Annotated in this window: 14 protein-coding genes; 2 read left to right on the plus strand and 12 right to left on the minus strand. The window is 67.9% G+C overall.

Annotated elements, in window-relative coordinates:
- Positions 1 to 47: 47 nt before the first annotated feature.
- The 4 genes from ACQPZQ_RS32105 to ACQPZQ_RS32120 form a co-directional block, all read right to left on the minus strand.
- On the minus strand, positions 48 to 1,106 hold the full coding sequence (locus ACQPZQ_RS32105) for an SDR family oxidoreductase (protein WP_433287049.1): 1,059 nt from the start codon (positions 1,104 to 1,106) through the stop codon (positions 48 to 50).
- A gap of 282 nt (positions 1,107 to 1,388) precedes the next feature.
- A complete protein-coding gene (locus ACQPZQ_RS32110; RefSeq protein WP_433287051.1) occupies positions 1,389 to 1,772 on the minus strand; it encodes an STAS domain-containing protein in 384 nt (127 codons plus the stop codon).
- A 357-nt stretch (positions 1,773 to 2,129) separates the two neighbouring features.
- Positions 2,130 to 2,849 (minus strand): alpha/beta fold hydrolase, encoded by a 720-nt coding sequence (locus tag ACQPZQ_RS32115; RefSeq protein ID WP_433287053.1) that lies wholly within the window; start codon positions 2,847 to 2,849, stop codon positions 2,130 to 2,132.
- Positions 2,850 to 2,882: 33 nt separating this feature from the next.
- On the minus strand, positions 2,883 to 3,833 hold the full coding sequence (locus ACQPZQ_RS32120) for an alpha/beta hydrolase (RefSeq protein WP_433287055.1): 951 nt from the start codon (positions 3,831 to 3,833) through the stop codon (positions 2,883 to 2,885).
- Positions 3,834 to 4,357: 524 nt separating this feature from the next.
- Between ACQPZQ_RS32120 and ACQPZQ_RS32125 the strand changes: the two genes are divergently transcribed.
- Together ACQPZQ_RS32125 and ACQPZQ_RS32130 are read left to right on the plus strand one after the other, a co-directional pair.
- Entirely contained in the window at positions 4,358 to 6,223 is a 1,866-nt protein-coding gene (locus ACQPZQ_RS32125; RefSeq protein WP_433287057.1) for an AAA family ATPase, read from the plus strand.
- 112 nt (positions 6,224 to 6,335) lie between these two features.
- Complete coding sequence (locus ACQPZQ_RS32130) at positions 6,336 to 7,214, plus strand: helix-turn-helix transcriptional regulator (protein ID WP_433287059.1); 879 nt, start codon at positions 6,336 to 6,338, stop codon at positions 7,212 to 7,214.
- 1,457 nt (positions 7,215 to 8,671) lie between these two features.
- On the opposite strand, the gene folP is transcribed toward ACQPZQ_RS32130, so the two are convergent.
- From folP to ACQPZQ_RS32170, 8 genes are all read right to left on the minus strand, one after another.
- Positions 8,672 to 9,478 carry a dihydropteroate synthase gene (folP, locus tag ACQPZQ_RS32135; RefSeq protein ID WP_433287061.1) on the minus strand — a complete coding sequence of 269 codons (807 nt, stop codon included), beginning with the start codon at positions 9,476 to 9,478 and terminating at the stop codon, positions 8,672 to 8,674.
- Between the two features lie 77 nt (positions 9,479 to 9,555).
- Positions 9,556 to 9,996, minus strand: a complete 441-nt coding sequence (locus ACQPZQ_RS32140; RefSeq protein WP_433287063.1) for a glutamate ligase domain-containing protein — start codon at positions 9,994 to 9,996, stop codon at positions 9,556 to 9,558.
- Between the two features lie 373 nt (positions 9,997 to 10,369).
- Positions 10,370 to 11,275 (minus strand): formyltetrahydrofolate deformylase, encoded by a 906-nt coding sequence (gene purU / locus ACQPZQ_RS32145; RefSeq protein ID WP_433287065.1) that lies wholly within the window; start codon positions 11,273 to 11,275, stop codon positions 10,370 to 10,372.
- Between the two features lie 35 nt (positions 11,276 to 11,310).
- Positions 11,311 to 11,694 (minus strand): YciI family protein, encoded by a 384-nt coding sequence (locus tag ACQPZQ_RS32150; RefSeq protein WP_433287067.1) that lies wholly within the window; start codon positions 11,692 to 11,694, stop codon positions 11,311 to 11,313.
- A complete protein-coding gene (locus ACQPZQ_RS32155; protein ID WP_433287068.1) occupies positions 11,691 to 12,629 on the minus strand; it encodes a bifunctional 5,10-methylenetetrahydrofolate dehydrogenase/5,10-methenyltetrahydrofolate cyclohydrolase in 939 nt (312 codons plus the stop codon). Before ACQPZQ_RS32155 ends, ACQPZQ_RS32150 begins: the two co-directional genes overlap by 4 nt.
- Positions 12,626 to 13,303 (minus strand): cyclodeaminase/cyclohydrolase family protein, encoded by a 678-nt coding sequence (locus ACQPZQ_RS32160; RefSeq protein ID WP_433287070.1) that lies wholly within the window; start codon positions 13,301 to 13,303, stop codon positions 12,626 to 12,628. Before ACQPZQ_RS32160 ends, ACQPZQ_RS32155 begins: the two co-directional genes overlap by 4 nt.
- 96 nt (positions 13,304 to 13,399) lie before the next feature.
- Positions 13,400 to 14,758 carry an aminomethyl transferase family protein gene (locus ACQPZQ_RS32165; protein WP_433287072.1) on the minus strand — a complete coding sequence of 453 codons (1,359 nt, stop codon included), beginning with the start codon at positions 14,756 to 14,758 and terminating at the stop codon, positions 13,400 to 13,402.
- A gap of 70 nt (positions 14,759 to 14,828) precedes the next feature.
- Positions 14,829 to 15,701, minus strand: a complete 873-nt coding sequence (locus ACQPZQ_RS32170) for a methylenetetrahydrofolate reductase (RefSeq protein WP_433287074.1) — start codon at positions 15,699 to 15,701, stop codon at positions 14,829 to 14,831.
- Positions 15,702 to 15,970: the final 269 nt, after the last annotated feature.

Raw genomic sequence — 15,970 nt, forward strand, 5'->3', positions numbered from 1 at the left:
GGCACAGCCGACTCCGAGCGCATTACCGGCGAGGTCCTCGCGGCCGTTCACGCGCGCCGCAACCTCGGGCGGCAGTGCCTCCGCTGGGTGCGCAGGAACTCCGCGAGCCGGGCGCGATCCATCACTCCGCTCCCCTCTGTAGCGTCTCGGTCTGCCCCGGAGCGACGGCCGCGAACGTCACGTTCGCCAGCTGCTCGGACAGCTCCCAGAGCCGCACCGCGTCGTCGCGCTTTTCGCGCGGACCGGTAGATCGGCAGCTCGGTCGGGCGGCCGGTGAACTGGCCGGGGCCATCGGGCCCGTAGAGGCGGCCTCCGGCGGCGTCCGGGCTGGTCGCTGCGTACAGGATGGGCTGCACGCCCGCCTGCACCTCCTGGACGAACACGCCCCAGCGCACGAGTCGGGCCATGATCGCCATCTGCGGCGACGGGCGCCGGCGGCCCAGATTGGGCCCGGAGGCGTAGAGGTTCGTCAGGGTGGTGCCGGGATGCGCGACGTTGCTCGTGATCCCCCAGCCACCGGTCCTGCTGCATTGGTCCAGCTCGAGCCCGAACAACAGGTTCGCCAGCTTCGAGGCGTTGTACGCCCGCACCGGCGAGTAACGCCGCTCGGCCTGCAAGTCGTCCCACTCCAGTCGTCCGAAGCGGGCGGCGCTGCTCGACACCGTGGTGACGCGCGCTCGGCCGGCCTCGAGGAGTGGCAGCAGCCGCGCGGTCAGCGCCACGTGTCCGATGTGGTTGGTGCCGAACTGCAGCTCCAAGCCGTCCGCCGTGGTGTGCCGCGTCGACGGAGCCATCACCCCGGCGTTGTTGACAAGGATCTGGATCGGGCGGCCGTCGTCATGGAGGGTCTGGGCGAGCACGGCAACCGAGTCAAGGGACGCAAGGTCGACATCACGCAGCGTGACCACGGCATCGGACACGACGCCACGGATGCGCTCCACGGCAGCGGCGCCCTTGCGGCGGTTCCGCACCGGCAGAACGAGTTCGGCGCCGGCTCGCGCCAGACGCTCAGCGAGGTCCAGCCCGACGCCGTCGCTGGCGCCGGTGACCACGGCCAGCTTCCCGGCGAGGTCCGGGACGGACAGATCCTCTACGACAGTTCGCATTCCGCACTTCCTGCTGATCGGTCATTTTTCATGCTGCGGCCCGTGGACCCGAGTGGGCCTGCTCCAGCCAGTCGGTGCAGTGGGCTGGGATGACCCGGGCCCCGTTCCTTGTGGGTGGGAACGTCGCCGTGGACGACGGCGAACATGCCTTCGGCGGCGTCGACGGTCACAACAACTAGGACAGGACAGCCCGACGGTCTGTGACGACGTCATCACAACACTCACGGGGAGGCGAGGACGACGCCCGTCGCCCGGCCGCCCGGCCGGTGGGATCCCCGCCGGTCAGGCGCGCACCCGGTCGGCTCCCGGCATCACGGCGAGGCCGGCGACGACCAACTCGGCAGCCGGGCGGACCGGCACGAGCTTGTCCAGCCCGCTGCGCCGCAGCGAGCACAGCACGTCAACGCGATCAGCCGAGACGTGCAGCTGCGTACTCGTCGCGACGGCCCGCCGATGCAAGGCAGACAGCAGACGCAGGGACCGCTCGCACAGAGAGCCGACGTCCCGCAAGTCGATCACGACGTGCGGGGCCCGGCCGAGCTGCTGACCGACCCGCCGGGCGAGCTCGAGGCTGGTCGCCTCGTCCACCGAACCGCTCACCCGGACCACCACAACATCGGGAATGGGCACGTGCAGCCGCACGTCCAGTTTCGTCGCGCCCCTCATGCACGCTCACCCTTCTGTTTTCGTGCGGGAGACATTCCGTACGGGTCCCAGCCCTTGCGCCGCGACCGGTACGGCGCGCTGCACCTCGCGGCGCTCCCCAGTTCCACGAGGTGCGGGCTCGCGACCACGCTCAGAACCCGCGGTCAGAAATGATCGCGTGGCGGACGCCCGCTCGTCCCGACCAGACGTTTCGATAAGTGCCGGCGGTGCGCAGGCCGACCATTCCTCGACATCGGCCAGGATGGTCTCCGTTGGCAGGTCGGCACGTGGCGACGGAACGGGAATGATCACGTTGTCGTATCGGACGGCGGCACCTCCGGCCGGTCCGCAACCAGAGGCGCCGCCACAGGAGGCCTGCTATCCGGACACGCCCGCGGTGTCGAGGATCGCCGCCGCGACAGCATCCGGGCACGAGACACTCAGCGCGTGCGAAGCGCCGGCGATTTCACGGGTTCCGCGCGAACCTGCTCGCTCGGCCATGAACCGCTGCAACTCGGCGGGGATGTTGCGGTCCTCGCTTCCGAAGACGAACCAGGACGGAATCGTCTTCCAGGCAGGCCTGTCGGTCGCCAGGCCGGCAGTGAGCGCGATCTCGGTCACAGGTCGCTGAGTAGCTGCCATGACGGCCGCCTCGGATGCGGCGACATCCGCCGCGAACTGCTGATGGAACGAGTCCTTGGCGATAGCGAACTCATTCCCGCCGGTGGCGAGCGGGTAGGCCACGAGGGCGTCGGCGAGCGTGCTCCCGGGGAACTTCCCGGAGAGCTCGAACGCAGACTCGCCCTGCTCAGGCGCGAAGGCGGCGACGTAGGACAGCCCGATGACCGCTTCGTTGCCCGCGGCCGCCTCGGTGATCACGATGCCCCCGTACGAGTGCCCGACGAGCACTACGGGCTTGCCGATGCTGGCGATGACATCGCGAACGTACGCTGCGTCGCCTGCCACGCTCCGCAAGGGGTTTGCGACCGCGGTGACGTCGAGCGACTTCTCGCGCAGCCGTTCGATGACCGGATTCCAACTCGCGGATTCTGCGAAGGCGCCGTGCACGAGCACGACGGCCGGCTTGCCATCAGACATGGTTCCCCTTGTTGCATTTGAGTTCGAGGCGTTCTAGTCGGTCGCCAGGGATTTCCGGAGAACATGTACGGATTGTTCAATGGCGGCGGTCGCCGCTCGGGTTTCACGGACGGGGTTGAGCATCATGAAATCGTGGATTGCGCCGTTGTAGCGTACGGTCGTCGTCGGCACTCCGGCTTGGGTGAGACGACGGGCGTAGGCCTCACCTTCGTCGCGGAGGACATCATTCTCGTCGACGATCACGAATGCCGGTGGCAGTCCGGCCAGGTCGTCGAGGCTCGCGCGAAGGGGAGATACGGTGATCTCGGAGCGGCTGGAGTGGTCGGGGGCATAGGCGTCCCAAAACCATGCCATAGCCTTCGCGGTCAGGTACGGGCCGTCCGCGAACTCCCGATAGCTTTCGGTTTTCTGCGCGGCGTCGGTCACCGGGTAGTACAGCGATTGGTGCACGAATGTGACGTCGCCGCGCTGCTTGGCGAGAAGCGCGACCGCGGTGGTCATGTTTCCGCCGACGGAGTCGCCGGCGATCGCGAGGCGGGATGCATCGAGGCCTTCGGCCAGGCCATGCCGGGTGATCCATTGGGCAGTGGCATAGGCCTGCTCGATCGCGACCGGGTAGCGAACCTCGGGGGAACGGTCGTACTCAACGAACACGACCGCAGCGTTCACGCCGACGGCGATCTCGCGCACGAGCCGGTCGTGGGTGCCGGCGTTGCCGAGGATCCAGCCTCCGCCGTGGATGTAGAGGACGACCGGAAGGACGCCTGTCGCGGCGACGGGCTTGACGATGCGGACCTGCACGCCCCCGGCCTGGGCCGGCACGGTGATCCACTTCTCGTCGATGTCGAGCTTGTCGATCGTGGCGGCCTGGACGTCGTCGAGGACCTTCCGGGCACCCTCCGCGCCGAGCTCGTACAGGAATGGAGGCGTGGAGGTCGCGGTCGCAAACTCCTGCGCCGCAGCTTCGAGGATGGGCTTACCCATGATCAAGTTTCATGTCCTTCCCGGGTTCCGGTTCGATGACGAGCGGCCTCCAGCTCGGCGCCTCGCCCTGTCGCCGAATCAGGTACTGGCCGTCGCCACCGAGTAAGGACCGGGCAGCCGGTCGACATGTGACACGTGTCGTTGGAGAAAGATCGGCCACGTCGCGGGGTCACGATCCACACCCTGCTCAGCCCTCTCGTGTGGGGAACCGAACTCATCGTCCGAAGGAGCATGGCCGCGAACGGGGCGGCTCGACGGGCTCGGACGGCTACTCGCTGAAGCCACGGCTCCGGTGGATCCCGTCGCGGAGCGGCTTGTTGGAGTACTGCCCGCACCAGCACGGCGTCCTGCGTGCGGCCGACGCAGAACTCGGAGTGCATGCGCAGCTCTCCCACGGTGGACCGAAACCCGGTCGTCTCGATGCCGTGATCCCGACTCGACCGAAATCTGGTCGTCGAGGACGAACTGCTCGTTAGACTGATGACCCGTCCAGCGGCGGCGGAACCATGTCGAGGAGTGATCGCGTGCTCGGTCTGCGGGGCCGCCGCAGCGAGTGCGAGTCACTGGAACAGCTCGTGACGAGCATCCGTGCGGGGCAGAGTCGAGTACTCGTCATTCGCGGCGAAGCCGGGATCGGCAAGACGGCGTTGCTGGACCACCTGGCCGACAGCGCAGCCAAGTGCCGCATCGCGCGCGCCACAGGCGTCGAGTCCGAGATGGAACTCGCGTTCGCCGGCCTGCACCAGCTCTGCGCACCCTTCCTGGACCGACTCGGTCGGCTCCCTGCCCCCCAACGGGATGCGTTGGGAACGGCGTTCGGCATGCGGGACGGCATTACACCCGACCGTTTCCTGATCGGCCTGGCCGTACTGAGCCTGCTGTCCGACGTCGCCGAGGATCGCCCACTGGTCTGCCTCGTCGACGACGCACAGTGGCTCGACCAGGCCTCGGCGCACACGCTCGCATTCGTCGCCCGCCGCCTGTGCGCAGAGTCCGTCGCGCTGGTCTTCGGCACCCGAACGACCGCTGATGATCAAGTGCTCCGGCAACTTCCGGAGATGCTCCTCGGCGGCCTGGGAGATTCCGATGCCCGAGCATTGCTCCGCACGGCACTCCGCGGCCCGCTCGACTCGGCCGTGCGCGACGAGATCATCGCCGGGGCGCGCGGCAACCCCTTGGCGTTGCTGGAACTACCCCGAGCGCACACGTCCGCGCAGCTGGCGTTCGGGCTCGGCATGCCGAACACGACACCCTTGGCCGGTCGCATGGAACAGGGGTTCCTCCGACGACTCCAACCGCTTCCGGCCGACACCAGGCGGCTCCTCCTCGCCGCCGCGGTCGAACCGGTCGGCGACATGACCGTGTTATGGGATGCGGCCGAGCGACTCGGTATCTCGCCGGGCGCGGCGGCCCCGGCGACCGAGGCAGGACTGATCGAGTTCGGTGCCCGGGTGCGGTTCCGTCATCCACTGGTGCGCTCGGCCGCATGGCGGGCGGCCGATATGCACGACCTGAAGGCGGTGCACGGCGCGCTGGCCGAGGCGGCTGAGCTCGATCCCGACCGCCGAGCATGGCACCGCGCACAGGCCAGCTCGGGACCGGACGAAGTCGTCGCCACCGAACTCGAGCGCTCGGCCGACCGCGCACAGGCCCGCGGCGGATTCGCCGCGGCAGCCGCCTTCCACGAACGCGCGGCCGAGCTGACGCCCGATCGGGCGCGCCGGGCGGCCCGATTCCTGGCGGCAGCGCAGGCCAAACTCCAGGCCGGTGAGTTCGACCCGGCCCTGAACCTGCTGGCGACGGCCGAGGCCGGACCACTCGACGATCTCGGGCAGGCGAGGGTCGATCTGATGCGAGCCCAGATCGCCTACGCCTCGAGCCGCAGCAACGAGGCGCCCCGGCTGCTTCTCGCGGCCGCCAAGCGACTCGAGCCACTCGACATCGAGCTCGCCCGCCAGACCTACCTGAACGCCTTCTCTGCCGCGCTGTACGCCGGCCGCTTCGCCCGCCCCGCAGACCTCGCAGAGTTGGCTGCGGCCCGACCAAGTGGAATGACGGACCAGACCCGCAAGCGCGACATCCTGCTGAAGGGCCTGGCTTCCCTGATCAGGGATGGGTACTCGGCTTCCCTGCCGATCACACGGCCAGCCCTGCTCGCCTACCGCACCGAGGAGATCTCGATTGCGGAAGGCCTGCGGTCCCTCTGGATCGCCGGGATCGTCGCGGCGGATGTGTGGGGACGACGAGAGCTTCCACATGCTCCCCGCGCGCTTCGTGAAGATCGCTCGCGATACCGGTGCTCTCAGCGAGCTTCTCCTCGCACTCAACTCACGCATCATCATGCTCCTGTTCGCCGGAGAACAAGAAGCGGCGGCGTCCGTGGTCGATGAAGCGAGAGCAGTCAGAGAGGCGATCGGAAGCGAACGTCCCCTCTACGAAGTAATGGTATTCGCCGCGTGGCAGGGCCGCGAAGAACACGTCCTCCCAGTGATCGAGTCCAGCATGAGCGACGTCGTTGCCCGTGGCGAGGGTATCGGGGCAACCGTCGCGCAATGGGCGAGCGCGCTGCTCCTGAACGGCCTGGGCCGCTACGAGGAAGCACTGATCCCGGCTCGAGCGGCCGGCGCCTGCCCCCAGGAACTGGCCGCGGCGAACTGGGGGCTGGTCGAGCTGATCGAGTCAGCCGCCCGCAGCGGCGCCACCGACCTCGCCGCCGATGCGCTTGAACGGCTCTCCGCGATGACGCAGGCCAGCGGCACCGACTGGGCACTCGGCGTCGAGTCGCGCTCACGTGCGTTGCTGAGCGAGGGCGACGCCGCGGAGCGGCTCTACCAAGAGGCAATCGAACGACTGGGCCGCACCCGGGTCAGGGCCGAGCTCGCCCGGGCTCGCCTGCTCTACGGAGAATGGCTACGCCGCGAAGGCCGACGTCTCGACGCCCGCGAACATCTGCGGGCCGCTCACGAACTATTCACCACCATGGGCGCCACGGCATTCGGCGAGCGAGCCCGCCGCGAACTGCTCGCCACAGGCGAGACGGCCCGCAAGCGCACCGCCGAGACCCGCGACGACCTCACGGCCCAGGAGGCGCAGATCGCCCGACTCGCCGCGCGCCGGCAGACGAACTCGCAGATCGGTGCCCAACTGTTCATCAGTCCCCGCACCGTCGAATGGCACCTGCGCAAGGTGTTCACCAAACTCGGCATCAGCTCCCGCAAGGAGCTGCCGGCGGCGCTTCCCGAAGCCGGTGAACTCCCCCGCATCGATCTCACACCGCACCGCGCGCTGCCGACGCTGTCCAGCCAGCGAGGCGGCTCCACGGGGCGCCAGTTCACCACGACGGTCGGGTCAGACACGGACGTCGAGTATCGACCGGACTAGCTCAGACGGCCCCCGACGTGCGTTCACGTTGTTGTCACCCTCGGCCCTATCGTGGCGCCGCCTGACCTGCGAATGCGCACAGCGACAGATGGGTTCGACCGCTTGAGACCACGCCGAAGCGGTCGCGCTGTTGTCAGAAGCGACGTCAAAACGCCCCTCCGGGGTATCCCGGGGGGGGCGTTTTGGCAGGTGGGCGATACTGGGATCGAACCAGTGACCTCTTCGGTGTGAACAAGCCTGACTGCATCGCTCGCATCCCGCACAGTCGCAGTAGACCGCAGCTGAGCTGCGCCTATGCCCGGACGCGGTCTCAATCGCCGCGTCCAAGCCCATCGGTCCTAACGGATTACACGCGTCACTGGCTACCGATTCGGCTACAGCTCTCGCGATCTTCAGCCCGAGCAGCATGATCCTTACCCCTGCCACGGCGTTCGCCAGCAACATCGTCGTTGAGCTCGCCGGCGTCCGCGGCGCGTTCGACCAGCCGACACTCCGCTCCTCGGCGGAGCCGTCCGCCCCGACCTGGCCGCTCTCGTGCGCGTTCGGGGTCAGTACGGAGACCAGCCGCAGGAGCTCGGGCTCCGATGGATGGGCCGGACCGGGACGATCACGTCGACCGGGTCTCCCGGCCAAGTAGGCGCGGTAGGACGCGTCGGGCGGCGGCGTCGAGGATGTCGCGCGTCCAGTGTCTACGGGCCACGCCGGTGCGTGCAAGTGACGAGCAGGTGAGTTGCGGACACCCGACGGCGATGATGGCTCGCCCGGTGGTCCCGGGCGCTGGCCCGGCGGCCGGTGCGCTGCTGACCGCATCGATATGGGCGGTCCGGCGGGGTGTTGGCGTCAGCCGTCGGACCCGGGACCATCGGTGACCGCGACCGCGACCGCGGGCTGGGCCCGTGTCCCGGGGTGTGCCCTATGGCCTGTGGCTCGACCGCAGCAAGCACAGTAACTCGTCGGTGACCCCCGCGTCCGAGGACAATCTGGCGGCAGTCTTTGCCGGCATTGCTCGTCACTTGCAAGAGAAGGGCGGTCCAGGGGAGGTCCCGGATCTCGTCACCCGCGCTGCCGTCGAGACGGTCGAGGGATGTGACCACGCCGCGATCTCCATCGTTCGTCGGCACGGCGGGATCAGCACGATGGCCGCCACCGACGACGTACCGGACACAGTCGAAACTCCAGTACGAGGTCGGGCAGGGCCCATGCCTCGACACCATCGGCGAGCACGAGACCATCCTGATCGATGATCTCGCGGTGGACGAGCGGTGGCGCTCGTTCAGCCGCCGCGTAGCAGAGGACACCGGAGTGCGCAGCATGCTGTCTGTCAGGTCGAAGACGACGTAGGCCTTGGGAATGAAGTCCGCTGTCAGTTCCTCGTCCCGCTGAAGCTCCTCATCTACGCGTTCGGTCGCGATCTTCTCCCGGTACGTTCCGATTCTTGCAGCAATGGGACACACGGTTCATCGGTGGTTGGGGACGGACGCTGACGTCCAGGCGTCGGCGACTCGGACGGCGTCGAGCGAGGAGGCGACATCGTGAACCCGGACGCAGAAGGCGCCTGCAGCAGCAGCGAGCGCTGAGGCCGCGGCTGTCGCGGCGTCCCGAGCAGCCGGCGGGACCGGCGTCCTACCTCCGAGTAGGTCGCCGAGGAAGGACTTGCGAGATGCGCCGACGAGGACGGGATGGCCCAACGCGACAAGTTCCTCGAGGCGACCGAGCAGCTGCCAGTTGTGTGCGGTGGTCTTGGCGAATCCGAGGCCGGGATCAAGGAGGATCCGGTTCGGCTTGACTCCCGCGTCGACGAGGGCCTCGACGCGGGCGCCGAGCTCTCGGACCACATCGGCCACCACATCGCGGTAGAAGGTGTGCTGCGCCATGGTGCGGCTGGGGGCGCGCCAGTGCATCGCGATGTAGGGCAGCCCGACAGCGGCGATGTATTCGGCCATCGCGGGGTCGGCCAGCCCCCCGCTGACGTCGTTGACGAGCGCGGCTCCCGCTCGGACCGCTGCGTCCGCGACGACTGCGCGGGTGGTGTCGATACTGACCGTGAGGCCGCGGCGCGAGAGGTCTCGCACGACGGGCAGGACCCGGGCCAGCTCGGTGTCGACGGGGATGCGTCTGGCCCCGGGGCGGGTGGACTCACCACCCACGTCAATGACGTCGGCACCGTCGTCGGCCATCGCGACCCCGCACTCGACCGCAGCCGCGGCGGACAAGTAGCGACCTCCGTCGGAGAAGGAGTCGGGTGTGACATTGAGAATGCCCATCACCAGGCATCGTCTCGACGTCCCGGTTGCTCCGGTCAGGGCGCCGAGCCGCCCGAGCGGACCCGACTGGTCAGGGTTCACCGCGACCCCGGCTGCGGAGGGAGGCCCCTACGGGCGCGGTGGAGCAGGTGCGGTGATCCGGTGACGCCCATCATCCCGTGAGTTCCGGCAGTGGTCAACGCGGCCCGGAGGGCGTCTGCTGGATCGGCGATGAGTGTCGGAGCCGGTGTGCTGCCCAGCGCAGCGGCGAGGTAGGCGGTTGACATCGCCTGTGGAGACGGCGGCTCGCACAGGATCACCGAGTCGACCTCCTTCGCCAGCCTGGCGAGCGCAGACGCGAGGTCACGACCGCGCAGTGCGCCACAGACCAGGACCCGGGGCCCGGCTGCGTGCGGCAGCTCGGTCATCGCCTCGCGCAGCGCGAGGAAGGCCGCGGGGTTGTGGGCGCCGTCGAGCACCACCAGCGGTGACTCGTGGACGATCTCTGTGCGGCCGGGTAGACGGATGCGCGTGCCCACCAGCCGATGTCTTCGTGGACAGTGGGCTGCTCAGGTACTCCTCGGCTGCGGCGACGGCGAGCAGGAGGTTGTCGCAGTTGTGCCGGCCCGGACCCCGGACACGGAACCCAAGGTGCTCGGCGCGTGGGGCCACCATGTCCCACGACGGAGCCGCCCACGACAGTCCGGCGCCTTGAGATGCCCAGCTCGTCACCTATGGCGAGGACGACGGTCCCCTTGCCGTTCGTGCCGGTGACATGGACGGAGCGGAACCCGGTCTGTGGGTCGCCGATAGCCTTCAGCAACGATCGCATCCGATCCAGGCCGGGAGGCTCGGCCATCCCGGAACGCTCGTGGTCGAGCAGGGTGTCCAGGTAGGCGGCGACAGGGCTCCTCATCGGAACACGACCGTGCGATGCCCGTCGAGCAGGACCCGGTTCTCCGCGTGCCAGCGCACCGCACGAGCCAGGGCTAGGCACTCATTATCACGCCCGAGTGCGGTGACGTCCTCTGCGGTCAGTGTGTGGTCGACCCGGGCCACCTCCTGTTCGATGATTGGGCCCTCGTCCAGGTCGGCGGTGACGTAGTGAGCGGTCGCTCCGACCAGCTTGACCCCACGGTCCTTGGCCTGGAAATAGGGCCTGGCGCCTTTGAAGCTCGGCAGCATCGAGTGATGGATGTTGATCGCCCGGCCCTCGAGGCGCTTACACAGCTCCGTCGACAAGATCTGCATGTACCGGGCGAGGACGACCAGGTCGATGTCCAGGTCGTGGACGATCTCGAGCAGTCGTGCCTCGGCAGCTGGTTTGCCACTGGACGCGATGGGCACGTGGTGGAACGGCACGAGGTAGTTGTCGGCCAGGACACCGAGGTCGGGGTGGTTCGAGACGACGGCGGCGACATCGATGGGTAGGTCCCCGTTGGCTGTGCGGAAGAGCAGGTCGTTGAGGCAGTGGCCGTACTTACTCACCATGATCAGCACTCGCGGCCGGTCTACCGCGGCGGAGACTCGCCAGCTCATGTCGGTGTGGCGGGCCAGCGCCTGCAGGCCCTTGGACAGCGTCTCGCGGTCGAGCGGTGTCTCGTCGATCGGTCCGAAACGCAGTCGCATGAAGAATCTGGACGATTCCCGGTCGCTGAACTGTTGGCTTTCGACGATGTCGCCGCGTTGGTCGACGAGGAGCCGGGAGATGTCCAGGACCAGACCTGGCCGGTCCGCACACGACAAGGTCAGGATGAGGTCGTCGGTCCGGGTGGGGATCGGCGCCGCCGAGGGCGGCGGCGTTGACGTCGTCGTCATGGCGCTCATTCCTTCCGCGAGTGCGGTCGTGTAGGTCAGGTCGGGTCGGCCGTGCCGTCGGAGAGGGTGCCGCTCGCCCGGAGGAGGCCCTTCTTGATCTGCCACGGGTGCAGCCGGTAGGTCCGCAGGCCGCGGGAGTGGAAGGGATCCTGGTCGAGCAGGTGCGCCGCCTCGTCCAGCGATGCAGCCCGAACGACGACGACCCCGGACCCGGACGACCGGTGGTCGTCGTCGAGCAGCGGGCCGGCGGCGAGCAACCGTCCCTGCCGTTCGAGCGCGGCCAGCCATTGCCTGTGGTCGGCGAGGTGCGCGCTCAGCTCGGCCGCGTTGGCTCCGTTTGGCTCGGTGAGGCACAGGAACACGACACTCTGTGCCTCGCCGTGCGGTGTGGCGGGATGACCGGGATCTGCAGCGTTCATCGAAGTGTCTTGACCGGGTCGGCCTGCTGCGTCGGGCCTGGGACGCGGTTGTGCTGGGCGAGGACGACGTTCTGGAACAGCCGCACGTCGGTGACCGGGCCGATACCGCCGGGAACGGGGGTGATGGCTCGTACCCGGCTCAACACCCCGTCGAAGGCCACGTCGCCGACGATGTGCACGCCGCTGTCGTGGTTCCCGGGAGCGGGGTTGATCCCGATGTCGAGGACGATGGCACCTTCACGGACGTGTTCGGCCCGGATGAGGCCTGGCACGCCCGCAGCGACGATCAGTACGTCGGCCCGCCGGGTATGGAAGCCGAGCCGGCTGCCTCGGCCGGACCATTCGTCGATCGAGGTCACAGCGGCATGCCGCTGGTAGGCCAGGGACACGGCGGGTTTGCCGACGTTGTTCGAGCGCCCGACGACGACGATGGTCGCGTTCTCGTAGAAGCGAGCCCGGTCCTCGCCGACGCGATCGAGCCACATGTCGAGGACGTGATAGGCGGACGCTGCGGTCGAGGGGACGAAGCGGGGGGTTCCGAGAGCGAGCAGGCCTGCGTTCTCCGGGTGCACAGCTTCGACGTCCTTCTCCGGGGGTAGCGCGGCGAACACCGACGATTCGCGAATGTGCGCGGGCAGCGGCCTCAACAGGAGGATCCCGGCCACCTTCGAGTCGTTACCGAGCACAGCGATCGTGTCCAGGAGGGACTGCTCGGTCGCGGCGGCAGGAAGAGCATGGTGCTCGTAGGGCAGGTCGAGCCGGCCTGCGAGCTGCTGAAGCCTGCGCTGGTATGCCGCGGACTGGAAGGTCTCGCCCGCCGACACGGTGGCCAGGGCGCCTTCCAGACGACCACCTGGGAGCGCGGCCACGTCGCGGCGCAGTTGCTCCTCCAACTCGGCCGCGATCTTGACCCCGTCGATGATCTCGGCAGTCACCGCAACTCACCCTCCTCCATGAGGCCGAGAGCCTCGGCGACCCGGGAAGCAGCTTCGGCGGCCACCCGGGCACACCGACGTGCCTCGGCGATTCGTGCGTCGCCACCGTCGGCCTTGAGGTTCTCGGCGACGAGGACAGCCGCGCTGCCGGCGACGGCTGCCGAGAGCAGCACCGCCGCACATGCATCCGAGCGAAGATGCGGATTCCCCGCCTCGACGAGCCGCTCACCCAGGCCGGCTACCTCGAGCGCGAGGCACGCCAGCTCACCCGGTACCGCTGCGGCAACCTCCGCGGCCCTGGCCCGGTCCCTGCGCGCACGAACGGGGTCGCTGTCGGTCTGTCGGCGGATGGCGACGTAGCTCTCGTAGGCGTGGGAATCCTCGTCGGCCAGGAGCAGCGCGCGCTCACTCAGGAACTCCGCGCGTGAGACCACGTCCGAGAACGACGACGGCCCCGATCCGTGGCCGACGGTATACCGCCCCGCCATCTCCGCCAGCGCCGCCGCCAGCGCGGCAGCGACCGCGGACGCAGCCCCGCCGCCCGGAACCGGTGCACGCGCGCCGACCGCTGCGACGAACTCCCGCACGCCAGCGGTGTGCTTACCGGTCAGCCGAACGCTGGAGCGTGACGTGAGCTCAGTTGTCGTCGCTTTGCTGCGTGAAGAATCGGACATGCCCACAACCTCCCTGCGCTGGGACGGCGGTAGTTCCGGACGGCAACCGCGGCCGATGCCGCGACCGCCGCCCGGTGCTCGAGGATCCGGCTCATATCAGGTCAGAGCTGTCGTACTGACCGTCGCTCGGATCTCCGTCTGGACGTGCCGCTCCACATTGGGCCGGCCATATCCGCCGTTCGGCTCGCCCCAGGTGAGAACGACCTCGGTCCCGTCCTGAGCGTGGGCCTCGTCGATCAGGCCGATGGACGCGAACGTGCCGATGTTGACGGTGTAGGAGCAAGAGGTCGACACACCGGCGGGTTGGCCGCCGGCGGTCACCGCGTCGTTCTGAGAGACGCCGTACTCGTTGAAAGGCTGAGCGAGGTATTTCGCTCGCTCCTTCCCGCCGAACAGGCTCTGCGCCAGCACCCGCCCGCAGTCCTCGGGGTCCCAGCGCAACCACACCTTCCGCCGGTGCGGCCGGGCGGCGAGCTCACGGAGGGCGTCACGCCCGATGAACTCGTGGTCGAACCGGATCAGCCGGTCGTAGCCGAGGTCGTAGGGCGTGACGTAGTAGTCCTCGATCCTGGGGCGCACGTAGCTGCCCGCGATCGCATAGTTGGCCTCCAGAGTCGCTGCGCTGAGGAACTCCCGGTAACCCTTCATCGCCTCACCGGTGTAGATCGCCGGCACTGGCAAGGGCAGCCATCCGGTCTCCACCGCGGTGGTGGGGTAGGCCAGGCCACCCCCTTGGCGCAGGCCGAACTCGACCCCTGCCTCGATCAGCGCCGCCCATACCGCCGGGCCCTGCTCGTAGGGGCCGGTCATCTCCAGCCCGGTGTGCTCGAGCCCGGGATGTCCGACCATGGTGTGGTTGAGCGCTCGGATCGGTACCCCCGCGATACTGAACTCCCCCATCGAGAAGAACTTGATCGTGGGCAGCGGCCCGCCGTGTGCCTTCTCCACGACCTTCAGGGCGTTGGGCCCCTGCAGTTGGAAGCGGAAGATCCGCCGGGGCTTGTCGTTGGCCACCGAGGCGAGATCGAACTCGACGTCGACATCGTAGTCTCCGGTCTGCGCACGGTAGGCCATCCAGTTCCCGGCGATGCCGGTTCCGACCAGGGCATACCGATCATCCTCCAGCCCGAACAGGATCGAGTCCCCGATCAGATAGCCCTCTTCGTTCACCCCCACGAACTGCTTGGCCCTGTTGCGACCGAATGTGTCGAACTTGTTGACCGCAGACTCGGAGAACAGCCGCTTGACGTCAGGTCCCGTGAAGTACACGTCGGTCATGTGGAACGACTGGTCGAACAGCACCGCTGTATTGGCCCAGGCCTCCTGCTCGTCCCGCCAGTTGGTGTACTCGGACCGCAGCGGAATTGCGAAGTTGCCGATCTGCGCATTGCGCAGCATCTCGACCACGTCGCCGCCGGCCTGCTGGATCATCTGCTCGAGGTTCAGCGTGCTCATCTGATCGTGTCCTTCCTTGTTGCCGACTCCGCCAACTCGGGCAAGGGTTTGTGGTTCAGACGAGCCGTGTTCACGCTGCGCCGGAAACCTGTCGCTGCCAGGCAGCGGTCGCTTCGATCTGATTGAACGAGAACAGATGGAGGCCCTCGATCTGGCGCGGGTCGGCGAGTAGCGCCGGATCGATTGCCCCGAGGAGATCCTCGGGCCGGTAGGAGCTGGTCCCGAGGATCAGATTTCCGACGAGGCCGTGTTGCTTGGTCAGGAAACGCAGCGACTGTCCGACGCCGATCTTGAAGGACAGTTCTGCGAGCTTGCGCACACTCATCGGGGCAGCCAGCCCGATCCGCAACGGCAGATGTACGCCGGCATCGCGGACCGTGCCCAGCCAACCCACCAGAGCACTGGGATCGAAGCACAGTTGACTGACCATGTAATCGGCATAGGCCTGTTTGGCCTGGAGCGCCTCGAGCAGCACCGAGTCGTCGATCTTGGGGTGCCCTTCCGGATAGCAACCGACGCCGATCCTCGTGAGCGAGTGGTCCATGTCGGACAGGTCCCGAAGCACCTCGAGGGCCGCTGAGTAACGCCCGGCGGGGCGGTCGGCGTCACCCCCGATCACATAGAGGTCGGTCACCCCCGCCTTCTCGACGCGGCGTACGAATTGCTCGAGTTCGGCCCGATCGACGATCTGCCGGACCGCGAGATGCGGGATTACATGAAAGCCGGCCCGGGCAGCACTCTCGACGTGTTGCAGTGTTCGCTCGAGGCCGAACTTCGGAGAGCACGTGATCGCCACTCCAGAACCTGCGGACAGAGCGCGAAGCTTCGCCTCAGCACCCTTCACCGGGATGATTTCGATGTTGGCTGAAATGATGAGTGCGGCGGCCCCGATCGGCCGGCCTGACACTGTGAAATCGTGACTCGTCACGCTGAAACCCTTCATAATTGAAGGTTCTGATGTGCTCGGCAACCGCCATGGCCGGACGCCTCGTCGCAGCCGACTTCGACACGACCGGGAGGACCAACGCTTCATCTCAGCGCCCAGCGTTAAATTTCAATCTACCGTACTACTCTTTTCAGTGTCAACAGCAATCTAAGGCACTCCGGCCTGGACCAGGACACACGAGGTCCAGATTGCCTCGACCTGGGCGCGACGTAAGTGTTACGAAAGTGGTTTGGGCCTCGCACGTCAGGGACGTCGTTGGCTGCTGA

Origin of the sequence: Pseudonocardia sp. CA-142604, from assembly GCF_050948475.1 — a bacterium.
GTDB classification, from domain to species: Bacteria; Actinomycetota; Actinomycetes; order Mycobacteriales; family Pseudonocardiaceae; genus Pseudonocardia; species Pseudonocardia alaniniphila.

Coding starts and splice junctions, on each gene's coding strand:
- ACQPZQ_RS32105 (WP_433287049.1), bottom strand. CDS start 1,106: ATGCGAACTGTCGTAGAGGATCTGTCCGTCCCGGACCTCGCCGGGAAG.
- ACQPZQ_RS32110 (WP_433287051.1), bottom strand. CDS start 1,772: ATGAGGGGCGCGACGAAACTGGACGTGCGGCTGCACGTGCCCATTCCC.
- ACQPZQ_RS32115 (WP_433287053.1), bottom strand. CDS start 2,849: ATGTCTGATGGCAAGCCGGCCGTCGTGCTCGTGCACGGCGCCTTCGCA.
- ACQPZQ_RS32120 (WP_433287055.1), bottom strand. CDS start 3,833: ATGGGTAAGCCCATCCTCGAAGCTGCGGCGCAGGAGTTTGCGACCGCG.
- ACQPZQ_RS32130 (WP_433287059.1), top strand. CDS start 6,336: ATGAGCGACGTCGTTGCCCGTGGCGAGGGTATCGGGGCAACCGTCGCG.
- folP (WP_433287061.1), bottom strand. CDS start 9,478: ATGGGCATTCTCAATGTCACACCCGACTCCTTCTCCGACGGAGGTCGC.
- purU (WP_433287065.1), bottom strand. CDS start 11,275: ATGACGACGACGTCAACGCCGCCGCCCTCGGCGGCGCCGATCCCCACC.
- ACQPZQ_RS32150 (WP_433287067.1), bottom strand. CDS start 11,694: ATGAACGCTGCAGATCCCGGTCATCCCGCCACACCGCACGGCGAGGCA.
- ACQPZQ_RS32160 (WP_433287070.1), bottom strand. CDS start 13,303: ATGTCCGATTCTTCACGCAGCAAAGCGACGACAACTGAGCTCACGTCA.
- ACQPZQ_RS32165 (WP_433287072.1), bottom strand. CDS start 14,758: ATGAGCACGCTGAACCTCGAGCAGATGATCCAGCAGGCCGGCGGCGAC.
- ACQPZQ_RS32170 (WP_433287074.1), bottom strand. CDS start 15,701: ATGAAGGGTTTCAGCGTGACGAGTCACGATTTCACAGTGTCAGGCCGG.